A 17,849-nucleotide genomic window follows, 5' to 3' on the forward strand; every position below is an offset into this window, starting at 1 on the left:
ATGACACAGCGCACCCTGGCCGGTCTTGTCGCCCTGCCGCTCGTGGTTGCCCTGATCGTGATCGCCTGGGTCGTTCCGCTGCCTTACACGATCTACAGCCCCGGGCCGACGGTGAACGTCCTGGGCGAGTTCGACGGCAAGGACATCGTCCAGGTCGAGGGCCACGAGAGCTACCGCGACGAGGGGCAGCTGCGGATGACCACGGTCTCCGAGACCACCCGCGAGGCGCGGCTCGGCCTGTGGACCCTGCTGGGCGCATGGATGAGCGATACCGAGGCGGTCTACCCGCGCGAGGTCGCCTACCCCGATCAGGGCACCGTCGAGGACGACCGTGAGGCCGGGCAGGTGCAGATGGCCAGCGCTCAGGACGCGGCGATCGCGGCGGCGCTGACCAAGCTCGGTGAGGACGTCGACGAGGTCTCGGTCGCCGAGGTCAGCGAGGACGCTCCCGCCGCGGGCAAGCTGAAGGCCGAGGACGTGGTCACCAAGGTCGGCGACACGGCCGTCGACACCCCCGAAGAGGTCGTCACCGAGGTGCAGAAGGTCGAGCCCGGCGACACGATCGAGCTGACCGTCGAGCGCAAGGGCAAGACGCTGACCGAGTCGATCAAGACCGGTGAGAAGGAGGGCAAGGCCTTCATCGGCGTCTCGCTGGGAGCGACCTACGACTTCCCCTACGACGTCAAGATCACGCTCGACCCGGCCATCGGCGGACCGAGCGCCGGGCTGATGATGGCGCTCTCGGTCTACGACACCCTGACCAAGGGCCCGCTGACCGGCGAGAAGAAGATCGCCGGCACCGGCACCATCGACGGCTCCGGCAACGTCGGCCCGATCGGCGGGATCCAGCAGAAGATCCCGGGTGCGGCCTCGGACGGGGCCGAGCTCTTCCTGGTGCCCGCCGGCAACTGCCAAGACGTCGAGGGCGCCGAGAACGGTGACATGCGCCTGACCCGTGTGGAGAACCTCGACGACGCCATCAAGGCGATCGAGACCTGGACCGAGGACCCGAATGCCAAGCTGCCGACCTGTGGGAGCACGAAGTGAACGACACCCCTGAGCCCACGCCCGGGCCCACCCCCGAGCTCAGCCGCGGCCTCGACCTGGAGACCGATCCCGCTCTGGCCGCGGCCGTCCTCGAGATCGAGGCCCACGTCGCGAGCGAGGGCTGGGACGGTCCGGCGAGGTTGTTCGCGCTGGTCGACACGGCCGCGCTGGTCAAGGCCGAGCCGGCGCTCGCCACGATGATGGGCCTGGACAACCCGGACCAGGAGGGGTCGCTGACCCCGATCGAGCAGGACCAGGTGCCCGTGACGACCCAGCTGGAGGAGGTCCTCCAGACGACGGCCTGGCCCGCAGGCGTCACCGGCTGCGCCGCGGTCGTCGAGCGTCTGGTGCTGCCGCCCGACGCCGACGGCAAGATCCCCGAGGACGCCGAGGCGGCCGCGGAGTTCGCCAAGGCGCACCCCGACCGGCAGGAGGTACGCATCGTGGCCGGCGCGACACGTGCTGGTGCCACGTACTGTGCTCTGCGGTTGAAGGCGCACGACGACGACCAGTCGGTCATCGGCGGCGTCGACCTGGTCCCCGAGCTCCTCGAGCTGCTGCGTGTCACTCTTGAGGAGAACCCAGACAGCGAGGGCGACGAATGAGTCTCTTTGACGACGACGACCCGGCGCAGGCGCCGGCCCGCAACCAGAGCACCGGCCGCAACCGATGGCTGGCGATCGCGGCCGTCTCGGTCATCGTGCTCTTCTTCGGCATCAGCGCCTTCGCGGCGGTCTACACCGACGCGCTGTGGTACGACGCGATCGACTTCAGCAGCGTCTTCGGCACAGTCTTCTGGACGCGCACGGCGCTGTTCGTGATCTTCGGCGTGCTGATGGCGATCATGATCGGGCTGCCGGCCGCGCTCGCCTACCGCACCCGTCCCTACTTCCACCCGGCCGACGACATCGGCGGCCTGGACCGCTACCGCGACGCGATCGCTCCGATCCGTACGTGGCTGCTGGTCGGCATCGCGGGGGTGTCGGGGATCTTCGCCGGCTTCTCCGGCGCGGGCCACTGGCGTACGTACCTGATGTGGCGCCACGGGCGCGACTTCGACAAGGTCGACGAGTTCTTCAAGAAGGACATCGGCTTCTACGTCTTCGACCTGCCGTGGTGGCACTACCTGGTCAACTTCGCGCTGACCGGGCTGATCCTCGGCACCATCGGCGCGATGATCGTGCACTACGTCTACGGCGGGATCCGGCTGACCGCGCAGCGTGACCGGTTCACCCGCTCGGCACAGGTCCAGCTCAGCGCCATGCTCGGGCTGATCCTGCTGGTCAAGGGGCTCGACTACTGGGTCGACCGCTACGACCTCGTCAACGGCTCCGGCCCGCGACTGGACGGGATGACCTACACCGACGAGCACGCGGTGCTCCCGGCCAACCAGATCCTGCTCGCGATCGCCGTGATCTGCGGGATTCTGTTCCTGCTGAACATGTGGCGGCGCAGCTGGCAGCTGCCCTCGATCGCGATCTCGCTGTTCGCGATCTCGGTGCTGCTGATCGGGATGATCTGGCCCGCGGTCGTGCAGGGCTTCCAGGTCCGGCCGAGCGAGCAGGACAAGGAGAAGCCCTACCTGGCGGCCAACATCAAGGCCACCCAGGACGCCTACGGCATCTCCAAGGACAAGCTCGAGGTGACCGAGTACACCTCGCAGGCCGAGGCCGACGGCGCCTCGCCCGAGCAGCTCGACGAGACCGCGTCCTCGCTGCCGATCGTCGACCCGGCGGTCGTCCACCGCGAGTTCGAGCAGGTCCAGCAGGGTCGCTCCTACTACTCGGTGCACGAGCCGCTCGACATCTCCACCTACGAGGTCGGTGGCAAGGAGCGGGCGGTCGTGCTCGGCGTACGCGAGCTCAACCAGGCCGGCATCTCCGACTCCGACCGCACCTGGACCAACCTGCACACGGTCTACACCCACTCCAACGGGGTGATCGCCTCCTACGCCAACATGCGCGGCGCCGACGACAAGTCCGAGTCGAACCAGATGCAGTGGGCCGAGGGTGACCGCACCGGTCAGCACGACCTCACCTCGGGACAAGGCAAGTTCCAGGACAAGGTCTACTTCGGCGAGGACTCGCCGGAGTACTCGATCGTCGGGAAGGCCGGCGAAGGCGCCGCGGTCGAGCTCGACTACAACTCCGAGGACGGCGAGACCCGGACGACGTACGAAGGTGCCGGCGGTGTCCCGATCGGTTCGAACTTCCGCCAGCTGATGTACGCCATCCAGTTCGGCTCCACGAACTTCCTGCTCTCCTCGCGGGTCAACGAGAACTCCGAGATCCTCTACGACCGCTCCCCGAAGGAACGGGTGCAGAAGGTCGCGCCGTGGCTGACGCTCGACGACGACGTCTACCCGGTGATCGTCGGCGGGCGGATCCAGTGGGTGGTCGACGGCTACACGACCACCGACCGCTACCCACAGGCCGCGCGCGACTCGTTCGCCTCGATGACCGACGACGCCACCCAGACCTCGACCGGTGTGCAGACGCTGCCCACCGACGAGATCAACTACATGCGCAACGCGGTGAAGGCGACCGTGGACGCCTACGACGGCACGGTCACCCTCTACGAGTGGGACGAGTCGGACCCGATCCTGCAGACGTGGGAGGCGGCCTTCCCCGGCACCGTGATGCCGAAGTCGTCGGTCCCGAAGGAGCTGATGGAGCACCTTCGCTACCCCGAGGACCTCTACAAGGTGCAGCGCTACCAGCTGGCGCGCTACCACGTCTCCGACCCGGACGTCTTCTTCTCCGGCAACGAGCGCTGGGCCGTGCCCGAGGACCCGAACGACGACAACCACCAGCAGACGCCCTACCGGATGTTCCTCGACGACGGCTCGGGCACCGCTCGCTGGTCGCTGACGTCGGCCTTCGTGCCCTACAACCGTCCCAACCTGGCGGCGATGATGTCGGTCGACTCCGACGCCACCTCGGAGAACTACGGGAAGATCCGGATCACCACCGGCTTCCCCGACGACACCCAGGGCCCCGGCATGGTGTCCAACGAGTTCCGTACGGACAAGGCGATCGCCGACGAGGTCGCCTCGTTCAACCGCTCCGGATCGGCGCCGGTGTGGGGCCAGGTCATCACCTACCCGACCGCGAAGAACGGCATCCTGTACGTCGAGCCGATCTACGCCCGCCGGGCGACCGCCTCCACCTCTGGCTATGCCCAGCTCGCCTTCGTGCTGGTCTCCTACGACGGACGGGTCGGCTACGGAACCACGCTGAGCGATGCCCTCGAGGTCGCGCTGACCGGCGCCTCGCCGACACCCCCGACGGAAACCGATCCCGACGAGGAACCGGCCGAGACCCCGCCCTCCTCCGGTGACGCACCGGGCGAGGTCGGCCAGCTCCTCGAGGACGCGCGCTCGCTGTTCGCCCAGGCGGACGAGGCCGGCAAGGCCGGCGACTACGCCGAGCGTGAGCGGCTCATCGCCGAGGCCCAGGACAAGGTCGACCAGGCCGCCGACCTGATCTCGGGAGGGTGAGGACACCTCCGATTAGGGGTTCGTTTCCCCTCGCGTGTAATGTTCTTCTTGCGACGCGGGGTGGAGCAGCTCGGTAGCTCGCTGGGCTCATAACCCAGAGGTCACAGGTTCAAATCCTGTCCCCGCTACTCCAAGACGAAGGCCCGGACCGAAAGGTCCGGGCCTTCGTGATTTCGGTTCCACTTGCGCCTGGTCATCCGTGGCTCTCACGTCGGGCTCGTCGGGACCCCGCGTCCCAGATTGGGGTTCGGGTGAGTTCGCGGGTAGAGTTGTTCTTGCGACGCGGGGTGGAGCAGCTCGGTAGCTCGCTGGGCTCATAACCCAGAGGTCACAGGTTCAAATCCTGTCCCCGCTACTCCGAGACGAAGGCCCGGACCGAGAGGTCCGGGCCTTCGTTCATCCTGCCGTGCCTTCCAAAGAGTCGGCGAGGAAGGTGATCACTCGTTCCTCCCACGCGGCGGGTGCTTCCTGCAGTCCTTGTGTGTGCCCCGCGCCGGGAACGGCCCACGTCTGGACTGCGTCGGTGCTCGAATCCGCCACGTAGTCGGCTGCGTGTCCTTCGTCCGGCACCTCACCGGCCGTGATGAGCAGGAAGCTGGTGGGGTCGGGTCGTGTGGTGGCTGTCGACACGGATCGCCGCAAGGAGCTGGGCTCGGGAGCATCCGTCAGCCGTCCGGTGAGCCAGTAGGTGACTCGGTCGATGTTTTGCTGCAACTCTCCACGAGCGCCGTACGCATCGAGGTAGCCCTTGTCGGCTGCGACCCGGCTGGTGGCCCCCTCGGCCACCACGGCAGCGACCCGCTCGTCGACTCCGGCGGTGCCGATGGCCTCTTCGCCACCCATGGACACGCCGAGGAGTCCGATGCGCGCCGGTGACACACCGCGCTGCTGGGTCAGGAAGTCGACTGCTCCGGATGCGTCCGACTCCCCGTACCAGCCGAAGTCCATGGCGCGGCCCGCGCTCTCCCCGTGGCCGCGCGCGTCGAAGAGCAAGACCCCGTAGCCGTGCTCGGCAAGCACCGCCGCATGTTCCAACACCCCGGACCGGGTCGACCCGGCTCCGTGCATGAGGACGACGCCGGCTCCGTTGCGGGTGGGGAGGTACCAGCCGGCCAAATCCGTGCCGTCACTGCTGGGAAATGTGACGTCTCGGTAGGCGAGGCCCAAGTCTGCCGGGGTCCTCTCTCCCAGAGCCGGTCGCGGTGCGTATGACGCGGCCACCGCCTGGCCGAGCGTCCAGAGAACCAGGTAGGTCGCGACCAACATCGAGGCGACGATCGGTGCCCACCACCGGCGCCGGGTCGCGGCCAGGATGCGGATCGCCGCCCATACCGACGCGACCAGGCCGATGGTCAGCAGAATGAAGCCCGAGACGGCCAGCGGGCTGAGACCCTCGTGGGTGTAGTGACGAGGTACCAGCCCGACCCCCACCGCGAGCACCACCAGTCCGGTGGCCACCACGACCAGCCGCATCGCCCACCCGCGTGCCCCGATCGCACCGCCATCCGCATCCCCGGTCCCCAGGGACGCCGTGGGCCGGGGTCCGCGGCGGGTGAACACGTTGGTGTTCATGAGCCGCCGGAATCCAGGGCCACCGGACCACGGACTCTCTGCGGTACCGCGCGCAGCCAGAGGGCCAGCGGGACCACGGTCGCTGCGGCGAGTACGACGAACAGCACGACGCCACCCAGAGTCGCCACGTCAGAGGCGGGATCGGCGCGGTGACCGAACCACTGGTCGACCGCGACACCGATGGCCTCGATCATCCAGAAGAACAGCCCGGCCCCGGCGAGGAAGACGCCGGCGGGCCGACGCTGCCAGAGCAGCACGGCCACGATTGTCAGGGCCGGCAGCCAGACCGCGAGGTCCTGGGCGTAGATGGGGTTGGTGGTCAGGCCGGTCCCCTCCAGGAACCCAGGCGGGTCCTCACCCAGGTCGGGTACCACGAAGCGCAGCCAGGCCAGCGCGTTGAGTACGACCACGGTCAGGATGAACACGGCGATGCCGCGCGCGGGCAACCTGCCGGGAAGCAGGAACGGCAGAGGGTCCAGCAGCGCGCTGACGAGGGTCCACAACGACAGCCCGAGCAGGGCGACGTACGCCAGGAACAGCTCGTTGAACGGAGTGGCGTACACCAGCAGCGTGGCGTTGTAGGTGAGGTAGCCGAGCGCGCCGATCAGGGCTGCGCGCCCCCGGACCGAGCCCCGGGCCGAGGTGAACCGGCCGATCACGAGCACCGGAAGCGCCAGTGCGAACATGGTGAGCGCGGTGCCGCGCGCGGAGCCGTTCATCACCGGGGTGCCGTTGAGGATCCCGTCTACGAAGAACGTGGGAACGGCCGCGACCAGGACCAGGGCTGCAACAGCCGCGCAGAGATGCTGGGTCCGGCGGCTCAAACCCTCGGTGGACCGTCGGAAGTCATCGCTAGGTTTCATCGCCATCGCCACCACCTCCTTCTGGCCGCGGTCGGGCGAGTGGGTACCGGTCTCGCTTGGTCATTCGACGGAGTCACGCTCGTGTCGCGCGCTGGTGTCCACGTGACGACGAGCGCACTGGTCACGAGGTAGATCACTTGCAAGAAATGGAATGCGCGGATCGATGCGATCTCTCCGATGATCCAGAACGTCATGATGGTTCCGGCGAGGACGCTGGCGAGATGCCAACCGTCGCAACGTTTGACCAGGGCGATGGCGGCGATCAGGGAGCTGCCGCCGACGACGGCCATCAGGATCACGCCTGGGAAGTAGTTGCTGGGGAAGTCGGTGTGCCGGACCCAGGACGCTTGTTCGGGTATCCAGCCCGTCATCAGCGCCAGGCCCCCAGCCGTGGCGCTCAGTCCGTTGAACAGCAACAGCCCGAGCAAGATCTCGCTCTTGCGATTCATCGCGTCTCCTTCGTCGCCGCAGCGGCTCGGTGTTGCGGCAGCGCGGTGGTTTCCGGGCGGCGACGGCGCCGCCGACGGCGCAGCATGGTCCACACGTCGGTGGGAAAGTCCTGGGTGAGCAGGAAAGCCATGCCTGCGGCCAGGACGACATTCGGAACCTCCTCCAGACCCAACGGTGTGATGCCGAGGAGGAACAAGATCGCGGTGAGCAACCCCAACTTGGCGGCGCGACCTCGGCTCAGGATGAGGGCAGCGGTGGCAGTTTCGAAGGTCAGCATGAAGATGCCGAAGGCCAGGGGGTTCGGTTCGGTCAACCACATTCCGATGTCGCGATAGATCGGCCAAGGTGCATCGGCGGCGAAGTCGACGTACCTCTGGGGGTTCGTAGCGATCAGAGCTCCGTGGATACCCAGGCCCATCGCGCCGAAGAAGAGACCGAGGAAGACTCGCGCGCCGTTCGGCCTCCAGACACAGAACGCTGCGACTCCGACGGTGAATGCTCCCCAGATGACGAATCCCTGCATGACAACTCCCGTATGGTCTGCGACCACGCTAGGAAACGCCCGAGATCTCGAAGCAGTGGCGAAGGTCCCCGTGGCTCAGCGCCTAAGTCCTCATCACCGTCGCCTTCGTTCAAGGACCTCACGGCGCCCTGAAGGAACGGATGACGACGTCGTTCGCTGGGCATGCACGGGGAAGGGTCATCCGGCCGGGGCCGCGAGGACCTAGTCCTCTGCCCGACCTGCCCTGCCACCCCAAAGACTGCGAGGAAAGGGATGAACCGCCGATGCACACGCCGCGACACGTCGAGCACGTCGAGCGCTCGGCAGCACGCCCCTCCATTGAGAGGTGACCCCGTGTCCGACTCGCACACTGTGCAGCCGACGCCGACCGCGGCCCGCGTCGAGCTCTACTGGCTGCCCCTGGGAGCCGGAGACAACACGCACTGCGTCCGTGTCAACGGGCGGATCTTCGAGGCCGTCGTCGCCCTTGTCCAGCGTCGTGACCGCTGCGACCTCTACCACTCGGCCTTGGCCGTCCAGCTGGGTGCCGACCGCTATGTGATCGAGATGGCACCCGTGTGGAGCCTGGGCGGTCTCGATCATGGCGCGGTCTGCGTGGGACCGGTTGGGATGCGAGGTCTGGGGCGGTCGCGGCTATTTCGGTACGAGGTGCGCCGCTGGCGCGACGGCGCCATCCCCGACGCCTCCGAGGCCGTCGACAGCCCGCTCATGGTGGAGACCGATCCGGTCCGAGCGGCGCGACTGCTCGAGCTCGTACCGTCGGTTCCCGCGGTCACGTGGGGTCGCGACGAGCTGGAGACCGGGGACATGTGGAACTCCAACTCGTTGATCTCGGCGGCTGCTCGCCGCCAGCGGCCACGACACCAGCGCCATCGAGCTGCCCGCCCATGGGCGAGCGCCTGGGTGGGCTGCCGGTCTGGTCATCGCCACTCGCCGAAGCGCAACCGACCGGACATAGGCTGCAGATGTCCACCTGCTGCGCCAACAGGTCCACCCTGCGCCGGTACGAGGCACCGACTGAGTGTGCGGCGGCAGACGATCCGCATTCTCCGGGTCAGCGCTCTTGCGGATAGACCGGAGCGCGAGCGCGTCGGGCGATCACCCGATCCTGGGGGACGATGGGGCCATGAGCGTGGACGTGATGGTGGAGACGACGATCAGGCGTTCGCCGGCCGAGGTGTCCGCGTACGCCGGCGACCCGGGCCATGCCCCGACCTGGTACGCCAACATCCGCTCCGTCGAGTGGCGCACCGAGCCGCCGATGCGGGTGGGGTCGCGGATGGACTTCGTGGCCCAGTTCCTCGGTCGCCGGCTGGCCTACACCTACGAGGTGGTCGAGTGGGAGCCGGGGGAGCGGCTGGTGATGCGTACGGCGGACGGACCGTTCCCGATGGAGACGACCTACACGTGGGAGCCGGATGACGGAGATGGCACCCGGATGACGCTGCGCAACCGCGGCAACCCCTCCGGCTTCGCCCGTATCGCCGGGCCGGTGATGGAGCGAGCGATGCGGCGCGCGACGACGAAAGACCTGGCCAGGCTCAAGGAGATCCTCGAGGGCTGACGGCGCAGGGGCCCGTCCCGTGATGATCCGGGCGGACCCCTGCGCCTACGGTCAGTGGGTGTGCGAGGAGTGGCCGTCGTCAGCCGGGTCGACGGGTGCCTCGGACGGCCTCTCCTGATCGACGGCCGGGTCGGTCGGCTCCACAGGCGTCTCGCTCGGGCTGTGATCGTGGCTGTGGCCGTCGGAGGCGATGGTGCCGGCCAGGGCAGTCATCCCCAGCCAGGCGAGAGCGGCGATGAGGACGACGACTGCGGCGAACGGGCTGATCAGATGGTGCCACCGGCCCTTGGAGTCCTTGGCGACGAACGCGGCGTACGACATGAGCAGACCGATCGGCGTCATCAGGGCGCTGCGCTCGGGGAACTGCTCGAAGTGCTGGATGCCACCACCGACGAGACCGACGCCGAAGGAGAGCAGCAGCGAGAAGGTCACGAGCGGCAGCGCCTGGCTGAGAGCGGGGCGCTCGTCGGCTAGGAAGAACTCGTTGACGAGCGTGCCGAGCAGGAACACGAACGCACCCACTGCGCAGATGATCGTGTACAACGACGGGTTGACCGGGTAATGGACGACGGCGCCGGCGATCAGGGCGGCGCCCATGAAGTAGAGCATCTGACCGCTGTATCGCGCAGGCAGGGACTGTTTGTCGAACGCCCGCCGGTGCGCCTTCGAGGGTGTGTTCTGCTGCACGTCGGGATCGAGAACGGTGGTCATGGTCTGAATGGGTCCTTTCGGTTCTGGGTTGTGAGAGCAGGCAGCACCGCGCCGGCACCAGGCATGGTCGGCGTGACGCTGGGTCGGTCGCTCAGCAGCGCAGGATCGAAAGACGGTGGAGACAGGGTGGGTCAGCGGTGCGGCCCGATGAGAAGGTTCGCGACTCGGCCCACCGGAGTACGACGCAGAGAACGCGACGTGGGCTGCCGCGTCGGAGCGCGAGGACGATCAGTGCTGCCAGGAGGCACAACAGAGCCAGGCACAGGTCACCGGCCCCGCCGTCATGATCTGGCGAGGGGGCGGGGCTTTCCGGTGTCTCGCTGTCGAGCCCGTGACCCGTACCGACATGGTCGTGTGCCGCCGTGTCCATCGCCAGCACGGCGGCAGCGTGCTCGCTGTGGGCCTGCTCGTGGGAGGTGAGCCCATGCAGCGTGAAGACCGCGAAGACGACCCCGAAAAGGGTCGCGAGCAGCAGCGCGCCGCGTGGCCCCCTGATCGAGATCATGGTCCGGCACCCTAGGCGGACAAGGTGGCGAATGGCCCAACGGAGGGCTCCCGGGGCCGAGAATGCGACGAGTATCACATCGTCGGTCAGGCACGTGACCAGCGCGCAGCGCCCGTATCCGTCCGGATCGCTGTGTCTGACCGTCGTCGGCTGCATTTGGTGACAGGGTTCGACCATGAGCGAAGACGCGGTCGAAGAGGAGACCACGACGCTGCGGGCCACCGGCGTACGTGCTCGGCAGGGGGCCCGGGATCTGCTTCCGACCACGTCGTTGACGCTGCGCGAGGGAGAGGTCGTGGTGGCTGTCGGCCCGCCGGGAGGTGGCCACACGTCGCTGGCACTGGCGCTGGCCGGGCGGCTGCGGCTCGATGCGGGCAGGGTCGAGATGGACGGCGACGCCTCGCCTCGGGTCCTGCAGGGCGCGGTGGCGCTCGTCGACGTGCCGGGTGTCTCCGAGCCGGACGAGATGGTGCCGTTCCGTACGATCCTCGGCGAGGAGCTCGCGATGGCGAAGCACAGGCCGAGCGCCGCGGCGATCGACCGATGGCTGGGGGAGTACGACCTCGCGACCGACATCACCACGGAGGCCGTCCCGCCGAGACCACGGCTGGAGATCCTCGGGCGGATGGCGTCGCTGCGGCCCGGCACCCGCTTCCTCGTCCTCACCTACCCCGAGCGGCTCGGCCTGCCCGTCGGGGACTGGCTCGACATCGCCTACGACATCGCCGGGGCCGGGCAGCGGCCCGGCGTCCTGGTCACCGCCAGTCGCGCGGCGGTGATCCCGAGCGGAGTGCGTACGTTCACCATCGGCCCGACGGAGGAAGCATGAACTCGCTGCGTATCGCTCTGACCGAGCTGCGCCGGATCACGGCCGGCCGGCTGGCGAAGCTCGTCATCGTCGCGCTGGTGGTCGTGCCCACGCTCTACGCCGGGCTCTACCTCTACGCCAACCACGATCCGTACGCTCACTTCGACGAGCTCCCGGCGGCGCTGATCGTCGAGGACACCGGCGCCACCACGACCGACGGCACCGAGATCGAGGCCGGTCGTGATGTCGCCGACAAGCTCCTGAAGTCCGGCGACTTCGACTGGTCCGAGACCTCGGCGGCCGAGGCGGAGGCGGACATCCGCGAGGGCGACTACTACTTCGCCCTGCGCATCCCAGAGGGGTTCTCCCGGACGCTGACCGGCGCGGAGCGGCTCGACCCGAAGCAGGCGCAGATCCAGGTCATCACCAACGACGCCAACTCCTACCTGTCCACGACGATCGCGACCAACGTCACCGACAAGGTCCGCGACGCCATCGCCAGCGAGGTCTCCGAGCAGGCGGCGGCCAACTTCCTGCTCGGCATCTCTGACCTCCGCTCGGGGCTGGTCAAGGCCGCCGACGGCGCCGCGAAGCTGGAGAAGGGCGCGGTCTCGCTCCGCGACGGCGCCGGGAAGCTGGCCACCGGAGCGGGCGAGCTCGAGGACGGTCTGAACACCATCGAGGGCAAGGTCACCGACGTGCCCGCCAAGACCCGTGAGCTCGCCACCGGCGCCCGGAAGGTCGCCGACGCCAACGGCGAGATCGCCGCCACCGGGCAGCGTGCGGCGACGGCTGTCGACGACGCGGTCGCCGCCTACGAGGCGAATCGGGCAGACCTCGACGCCCGCCTCGAGGCGCAGGGCCTGGACGAGCAGCAGCGAGCCGACGTGCTGGCGATCTACGACCGTGGATCCGCCCCGCTCGACCGCGTCGACCAGCGCGTCGGGGACGTCTCCGGTCGGCTCGACGAGCTGGCTGCCGGTGCCGACCAGGTCGCCGACGGCAACGAGCAGCTGGCCTCGGCGATGCCGGATCTGGTCGCCGGGATCTCCCAGGCTGCCGACGGAGCCGGTCGGCTGCGCACCGGGGCGACCGAGCTGCGTGACGGCGCCGCAAAGCTCGCCACCGGCGCCGGTGACCTGAAGAAGGGGCTGCAGGACGGCGTCGCGCAGGCGCCGGCGACCGACGAAGAGCTCCGTGACCAGATCGCCTCGACGATCGCCGACCCGGTCGCGATCGACTCCGTCTCCGAGGCCAAGGCGTCCTCCTACGGCGCCGGGCTGGCGCCGTTCTTCCTCGCCCTGGGAGCCTGGATCGGCGGGTACGTCCTCTTCCTGCTCGTCCGGCCGATCTCGACCCGCGCACTGGCCGCCAACCAGACGCCGTTGCGGATCGCCCTCGGTGGCTGGCTCACCCCGGCGCTCATCGGCGCCGCGCAGATGGTCGTCGTGCTCGTGGTCGTCGGTCTCGCCGTCGACATCACCCCGGTGAACTGGCTGGGCACCTTGGGCTTCCTGCTGCTCACCTCCGCGACCTTCATCGCGATCGTGCACATGCTCAACGCGCTCCTCGGGGCGCCGGGCCAGTTCCTCGGTCTCGTCCTGATGGTGGTCCAGCTCGTCACCGCCGGCGGGACGTTCCCCTGGCAGACGATCCCTGAGCCGTTGCACCCGCTTCACCACGTACTGCCGATGAGCTATGCCGTCGACGGCCTGCGGCAGCTGATGTACGGCGGCCTGTCCGGCCGGGTGGTCTCCGACGTCCTGGTCCTGGCCGCCTTCCTCGTCGGCGCCCTGCTGCTGACCGCCTACGGCGCCCGCCGGCAGCGGGTCTGGACGCCCAAACGGGTCAGGCCCGAGATCGTCCTCTGACCTCAGTACGCCGCACGGCCACTATGCGGCAGGCTCGGCCTGTGCATGCTGGATGAACCAGGTCGCGAAGGCAAGGACACGGAGGATACGCAGCGCGCGCAGCACCGGCAGACCGATGAGGGCGACGTCGTACCGTGCTCCCACCGCTGGACACGGGTCATCGGGCGAGCGTAGGGCGGACGGACCGGGACGTCCGGATGTTCGGGCGACGGTGCTCCTGATCCGGTATGTGCGGTGATACTCCCGACGTGACCGTCGCCCGCAGGGCGGCGGCGCGCTTCGACTCCGACATCGACCTGGATCGACCTGGATCGACCTGGTCGACTGCGGCGGCCCGAAGCCGCGGTTGGACGATGACGTCGGAAACGACGCGGCGTTGTTCTGATGGATCCGGGTCTGTGTGCCGACCTGCCCCGCCGGGCAATGCGCTAGAGGGACCGAGAGCCGACACGGTGGTCGCTCACCCTATGGCGTCAGGAAGGACGTCCTTCACGATCGTCAGTAGGCAGTGACGCAGCAGGCTGTGCGCCTGGGCGCGGGTGAGAACACCCTTCAGCAACCAGTCGCGTCCGGCGGACCTGGCGAGCTGGCCGTAGGCCCTGACCATCGCCCGCAGCTCGGACCGGTGACGAGTGTCATCAGCCAGGCCGACCGCCTCGAGCACGCGGTCGACCGAGTCGTTCTCGGCCTTGAGCAGGATCTTCTCCAGCTCGGGATCCCTGCCGACGCCCATCGCCCCGGTCGCGCTGATCCAACTCGCCCCTTGCTCGGCGAGTGAGTCGAGGAACCACGTGACCGCGGCGTCGATGCGCTCTTCGAGGGTGCCATCGGGCAGCTGGGTGACGGCGATCGCGGGAACGGTGGCGGCCTCGCGTACGACCTCGAGGTAGAGCTCGCGTTTCGTGCCGAAGTAGTGGTTGAGCAGCCCGCGGGCGACCCCTGCCGCTCGCGCGATCTCGGCCGTGGACACCTCGCCGTAGGGTCGCTCGGCGAAGAGATTCTTGGCGGACGCAAGGATCTCTTCGCGTCGCTGGTCCGGACCGAGGCGTCTCCACCTGGGCTCTTCGGCGGTGCTCATGGGGTCGAGTCTTCCATCGGTCGCGCCCACGGCAGCCACGAGGGCAGTCCCTCCGCGACCGTCGTCGGGAAAGCGGGCGGACGCTTCTCCAGGAACGACATCACCCCCTCGACCGCATCTGCACTGGTCGGCAGGCCCGCGATGAGCCGGGAATCCACCTCATGGGCCAGGTATGGAGTCGGCTGTCCGCTCAGATGGTTGAGCATCTGCCGGATCACGGCGACCGAGACCGGCGCGGTGTTGTCCCGGATGTCGCGGGCGAGCTCGTACGCCGCATCGAGGACGTCGGTCGGCGCGTGAGTGGAGGTCAGCAGGCCGGCTGCCTGGGCCTCTTCGGCGAAGAAGACGCGCCCGCTGGTCATCCAGTCCTGCGCCTTGGTCATCCCGACCAGGCGGGGGAGGTGCCAGGCGGAACCTCCTTCCGGGAAGATGCCACGGCGGCCGAAGACGAACCCGAACTTCGAATCCGTGGAGCCGAGCCGGAAGTCACACGCCAACGTGATCGTCAGTCCGGCGCCGATCGCGGCGCCGCGCATCGCCGCGATCACCGGCTTGTTCATCTCGAAGACGCGCCGGGAGCATCGTCCCGCTGGTTCCTGCCAGGCGCTGACGTCGTCGACCGCCTCGTTGACGTCGAAGCCGCCGCCGGACAGGTCGGCACCGACGCAGAAGTCGCTGCCCGCTCCGGTGAGCACGACCACCCGGACGTCCTCGTCACGGTCGGCGCGGTCGAGGGCGGCGTTGAGGTCGTCCGCCATGGCGAGCGTGTAGCCATTCCTGGCCTGGGGCCGGTTGAGCGTGATGGTGGCGATCCGCTCGGAGACCTCGTACGTGATGTCGGAGTAGTCGGTGACGGTGCTCGTGTCCATGAGATGACCTCTGTTCCGGATTGCTTGTTGACCGGCTGCCAACAGTAGTGCACTATTGGCGCTGTGCCAACAACTACTCGATCCTGGATGACGGAAGACCTTCATGCGTTGCGTGAGCTGGCGGCGACGTACTTCGCCAAGGAAGTGCTGCCGCGCGCTGAGGAGCACCTTGCCCAAGGCCACGCGAGTCCCGAGGCCTACCTGAAGGCCGGCGAGCTCGGTCTGGTCGGCATGTCGCTGCCCGAGACGTACGGAGGGGGAGGAGGCTCCTTCGCGCACGAGACCGTCCTGATCGAGGAGCAGGTCGCCGCGGGCGACACCTCGATGGGATTCGCCGTGTCGGTCGGGATCGTGGCGCACTACATCGCGGCATACGCGACGGAGGAGCAGAAGCGTCGCTGGTTGCCGAAGGTCGCCAGCGGCGAGTGGGTGCTCTCCATCGCGATGACCGAGCCGGGCACCGGCTCCGACCTGCAGGCCATCAGCACCCGCGCGGTCAAGGACGGCGATGACTACGTGATCAACGGGTCCAAGACGTTCATCTCGAACGGGCACGTCTGCGGACTGCTGGTGATCGCGGCCCGCACGAGTGACGAGCCGGGGGCGGCCGGGATCTCGCTGATCGTGGCCGAGGTCGCCGACGACCCCGAAGGCTTCACCCGCGGCAGGGTGCTGGACAAGATGGGCCAGAAGGATCAGGACACCGCCGAGCTCTTCTTCGACGACTTCCGCGTCCCGCAGTCGCACCTCCTCGGTCCCGAGGAGGGCAAGGGCTTCTACCAGATGATGGAGCAGCTCCCGCAGGAGCGGTTGATCACCGCGATCCTGGCGCAGGCCCAGATCGAGCGCACCGTCCGGCTCGCGGTCGACTACACCAAGGACCGGCACGCCTTCGGCAAGCCCCTGCTGGCCCTGCAGAACACCCGCTTCGAGCTCGCCGAGTGCGCCACCATCGCCCGGGTGAACCGTGCGTTCCTCGACCAGTGCATCGAGAAGCATCTTCGTGGCGAGCTCGACGCCTCCGAGGCCTCGATGGCGAAGTACTGGATCTCCGACCGCGCCACCGAGGTGGCCGACCGCTGCTTGCAGCTGTTCGGCGGCTACGGCTACATCAACGAGTTTCCGATCGCCCGCATCTACACCGATGTCCGGGTGCTGCGCATTCTCGCGGGTGCCAACGAGGTGATGAAGGAGCTCATCGCGCGCTCCCTCTGACCCGCCCACCCGTCACCGACGTACGTCACCGACGACCCCGTCTCGAAAGGACCGCTCGCTGTGAGCACCGACGCATTCATCTACGACCATATCCGCACCCCGCGCGGCCGCGGCCGCAACGGCTCGCTGCACGGCGTCAAGCCGGTCACGCTGCTCGTCGACCTGATCGACGAGCTGCGCAAGCGCAACCCCGGCCTGGACACCGACGCGATCGACGACTTCGTCGCCGGCGTCGTCTCCCCGATCGGCGACCAGGGCTCGGTCATCCCGAAGACCGCGGCGCTGGCCGCGGGCCTGCCCGACACCGTGGGCGGTCTGCAGATCAACCGCTTCTGCGGCTCTGGACTCGAGGCCGTCAACACCGCAGCCCAGAAAGTCGTCTCCGGCTGGGACTCGCTGGTGCTCGCCGGTGGTGTCGAGGTGATGTCGCGCGTGCCGATCGGGTCGGACGGCGGCGCCTGGGCGATGGACCCGGCCACCAACTACGACACCTACTTCGTGCCACAGGGCATCGGAGCCGACCTGATCGCGACCATCGAGGGCTTCAGCCGTGAGGACGTGGACACCTACGCCGTACGCTCCCAGCAGCGGGCCGCCCGCGCCTGGGAGGAGGGCCGATTCACGGGCTCGATCGTGCCGGTGCACGACCAGAACGGCCTGCTCCTCCTCGACCGTGACGAGCACATGCGCCCCGAGTCGACCGTCGAGTCCCTCGGGAAGCTCAAGCCGTCGTTCGAGACGATGGGCGATCTCGGTGGGTTCGACGCGGTGGCGCTGCAGAAGTTCCACACCGTGGAGCGGATCAACCATGTCCACACCGCCGCCAACAGCTCCGGCATCGTCGACGGCGCCGCGCTGGTGCTCGTCGGTTCGGAGCAGATCGGCAAGGACCTCGGTCTGCGTCCTCGCGCCAGGATCGTCGCGACCGCGACCTCCGGTGCCGACTCCACCATCATGCTGACCGGCCCGACCCCGGCCACGCACAAGGTGCTGGCGACCGCCGGCCTGACCGCGGACGACATCGACCTGTGGGAGATCAACGAGGCGTTCGCCTCGGTGGCCCTGAAGTGGCAGAAGGACTTCGACATCCCCGACGAGGTGCTCAACGTCAACGGCGGCGCCATCGCGATGGGCCACCCGCTCGGCGCGACCGGCGCCATGATCCTCGGCACCATGGTCGACGAGCTGGAGCGGACCGGTGGCCGTCGCGCCGTCGTCACCTTGTGCATCGGCGGCGGCATGGGCGTCGCCACCATCATCGAGCGCGTCTGAGC

General features: G+C 68.4%; 16 protein-coding genes and 2 tRNA genes. 10 read left to right on the forward strand and 8 right to left on the reverse strand.

The window, feature by feature from the left end:
* From OG984_RS26610 to OG984_RS26630, 5 genes are all read left to right on the forward strand, one after another.
* Positions 1 to 1,047, forward strand: coding sequence for a YlbL family protein (locus OG984_RS26610; protein WP_328529101.1), 1,047 nt, complete (start codon positions 1 to 3; stop codon positions 1,045 to 1,047).
* Positions 1,044 to 1,652 carry a PPA1309 family protein gene (locus OG984_RS26615; RefSeq protein WP_328529102.1) on the forward strand — a complete coding sequence of 203 codons (609 nt, stop codon included), beginning with the start codon at positions 1,044 to 1,046 and terminating at the stop codon, positions 1,650 to 1,652. Before OG984_RS26610 ends, OG984_RS26615 begins: the two co-directional genes overlap by 4 nt.
* Positions 1,649 to 4,546, forward strand: coding sequence for a UPF0182 family membrane protein (locus OG984_RS26620; RefSeq protein WP_328529103.1), 2,898 nt, complete (start codon positions 1,649 to 1,651; stop codon positions 4,544 to 4,546). Before OG984_RS26615 ends, OG984_RS26620 begins: the two co-directional genes overlap by 4 nt.
* A 54-nt stretch (positions 4,547 to 4,600) precedes the next feature.
* Positions 4,601 to 4,674, forward strand: a tRNA-Met gene (locus tag OG984_RS26625).
* 153 nt (positions 4,675 to 4,827) lie between these two features.
* Positions 4,828 to 4,901 (forward strand) — tRNA-Met (locus OG984_RS26630).
* Positions 4,902 to 4,942: 41 nt separating this feature from the next.
* On the opposite strand, the gene OG984_RS26635 is transcribed toward OG984_RS26630, so the two are convergent.
* Genes OG984_RS26635 through OG984_RS26650 form a run of 4 tightly spaced genes read right to left on the reverse strand, consistent with a single transcriptional unit; the run spans position 4,943 to position 7,954 of the window.
* Complete coding sequence (locus tag OG984_RS26635) at positions 4,943 to 6,118, reverse strand: alpha/beta hydrolase (RefSeq protein ID WP_328529104.1); 1,176 nt, start codon at positions 6,116 to 6,118, stop codon at positions 4,943 to 4,945.
* The gene (locus OG984_RS26640; protein ID WP_328529105.1) at positions 6,115 to 6,987 is read right to left on the reverse strand and encodes a hypothetical protein; all 873 of its coding nucleotides are present in this window, start codon (positions 6,985 to 6,987) and stop codon (positions 6,115 to 6,117) included. The genes OG984_RS26635 and OG984_RS26640 overlap by 4 nt, the downstream gene beginning before the upstream one ends.
* Positions 6,978 to 7,430 carry a hypothetical protein gene (locus tag OG984_RS26645; protein WP_328529106.1) on the reverse strand — a complete coding sequence of 151 codons (453 nt, stop codon included), beginning with the start codon at positions 7,428 to 7,430 and terminating at the stop codon, positions 6,978 to 6,980. The genes OG984_RS26640 and OG984_RS26645 overlap by 10 nt, the downstream gene beginning before the upstream one ends.
* Positions 7,427 to 7,954, reverse strand: a complete 528-nt coding sequence (locus OG984_RS26650; protein ID WP_328529107.1) for a hypothetical protein — start codon at positions 7,952 to 7,954, stop codon at positions 7,427 to 7,429. Before OG984_RS26650 ends, OG984_RS26645 begins: the two co-directional genes overlap by 4 nt.
* Before the next feature lie 1,126 nt (positions 7,955 to 9,080).
* Between OG984_RS26650 and OG984_RS26655 the strand changes: the two genes are divergently transcribed.
* Positions 9,081 to 9,518 carry an SRPBCC family protein gene (locus OG984_RS26655; RefSeq protein WP_328529108.1) on the forward strand — a complete coding sequence of 146 codons (438 nt, stop codon included), beginning with the start codon at positions 9,081 to 9,083 and terminating at the stop codon, positions 9,516 to 9,518.
* A 51-nt stretch (positions 9,519 to 9,569) separates the two neighbouring features.
* Here the strand turns inward: OG984_RS26655 and OG984_RS26660 are convergent, their stop codons facing one another.
* Both OG984_RS26660 and OG984_RS26665 read right to left on the reverse strand, forming a co-directional pair.
* Positions 9,570 to 10,229, reverse strand: coding sequence for a hypothetical protein (locus OG984_RS26660; RefSeq protein ID WP_328529109.1), 660 nt, complete (start codon positions 10,227 to 10,229; stop codon positions 9,570 to 9,572).
* 91 nt (positions 10,230 to 10,320) lie between these two features.
* Positions 10,321 to 10,734: a hypothetical protein gene (locus OG984_RS26665; protein WP_328529110.1), complete on the reverse strand. Its 414-nt coding sequence runs from the start codon at positions 10,732 to 10,734 to the stop codon at positions 10,321 to 10,323.
* A gap of 175 nt (positions 10,735 to 10,909) precedes the next feature.
* On the opposite strand from OG984_RS26665, the gene OG984_RS26670 reads away from it, so the two are divergent.
* Both OG984_RS26670 and OG984_RS26675 read left to right on the forward strand, forming a co-directional pair.
* Positions 10,910 to 11,563 (forward strand): ATP-binding cassette domain-containing protein, encoded by a 654-nt coding sequence (locus OG984_RS26670; RefSeq protein WP_328529111.1) that lies wholly within the window; start codon positions 10,910 to 10,912, stop codon positions 11,561 to 11,563.
* Entirely contained in the window at positions 11,560 to 13,413 is a 1,854-nt protein-coding gene (locus OG984_RS26675) for a YhgE/Pip domain-containing protein (protein WP_328529112.1), read from the forward strand. The genes OG984_RS26670 and OG984_RS26675 overlap by 4 nt, the downstream gene beginning before the upstream one ends.
* Before the next feature lie 460 nt (positions 13,414 to 13,873).
* Here OG984_RS26675 and OG984_RS26680 read toward each other — a convergent pair whose 3' ends face one another.
* Together OG984_RS26680 and OG984_RS26685 are read right to left on the reverse strand one after the other, a co-directional pair.
* Entirely contained in the window at positions 13,874 to 14,491 is a 618-nt protein-coding gene (locus OG984_RS26680; protein WP_328529113.1) for a TetR/AcrR family transcriptional regulator, read from the reverse strand.
* On the reverse strand, positions 14,488 to 15,360 hold the full coding sequence (locus OG984_RS26685) for an enoyl-CoA hydratase-related protein (protein ID WP_328529114.1): 873 nt from the start codon (positions 15,358 to 15,360) through the stop codon (positions 14,488 to 14,490). Before OG984_RS26685 ends, OG984_RS26680 begins: the two co-directional genes overlap by 4 nt.
* Before the next feature lie 87 nt (positions 15,361 to 15,447).
* On the opposite strand from OG984_RS26685, the gene OG984_RS26690 reads away from it, so the two are divergent.
* Positions 15,448 to 16,575: an acyl-CoA dehydrogenase family protein gene (locus OG984_RS26690; RefSeq protein ID WP_328529115.1), complete on the forward strand. Its 1,128-nt coding sequence runs from the start codon at positions 15,448 to 15,450 to the stop codon at positions 16,573 to 16,575.
* Positions 16,576 to 16,635: 60 nt separating this feature from the next.
* The gene (locus OG984_RS26695; protein WP_328529116.1) at positions 16,636 to 17,847 is read left to right on the forward strand and encodes an acetyl-CoA C-acetyltransferase; all 1,212 of its coding nucleotides are present in this window, start codon (positions 16,636 to 16,638) and stop codon (positions 17,845 to 17,847) included.
* Positions 17,848 to 17,849 lie beyond the last annotated feature (2 nt).

This window comes from Nocardioides sp. NBC_00368, from assembly GCF_036090055.1.
Classification (GTDB): Bacteria; Actinomycetota; Actinomycetes; order Propionibacteriales; family Nocardioidaceae; genus Nocardioides.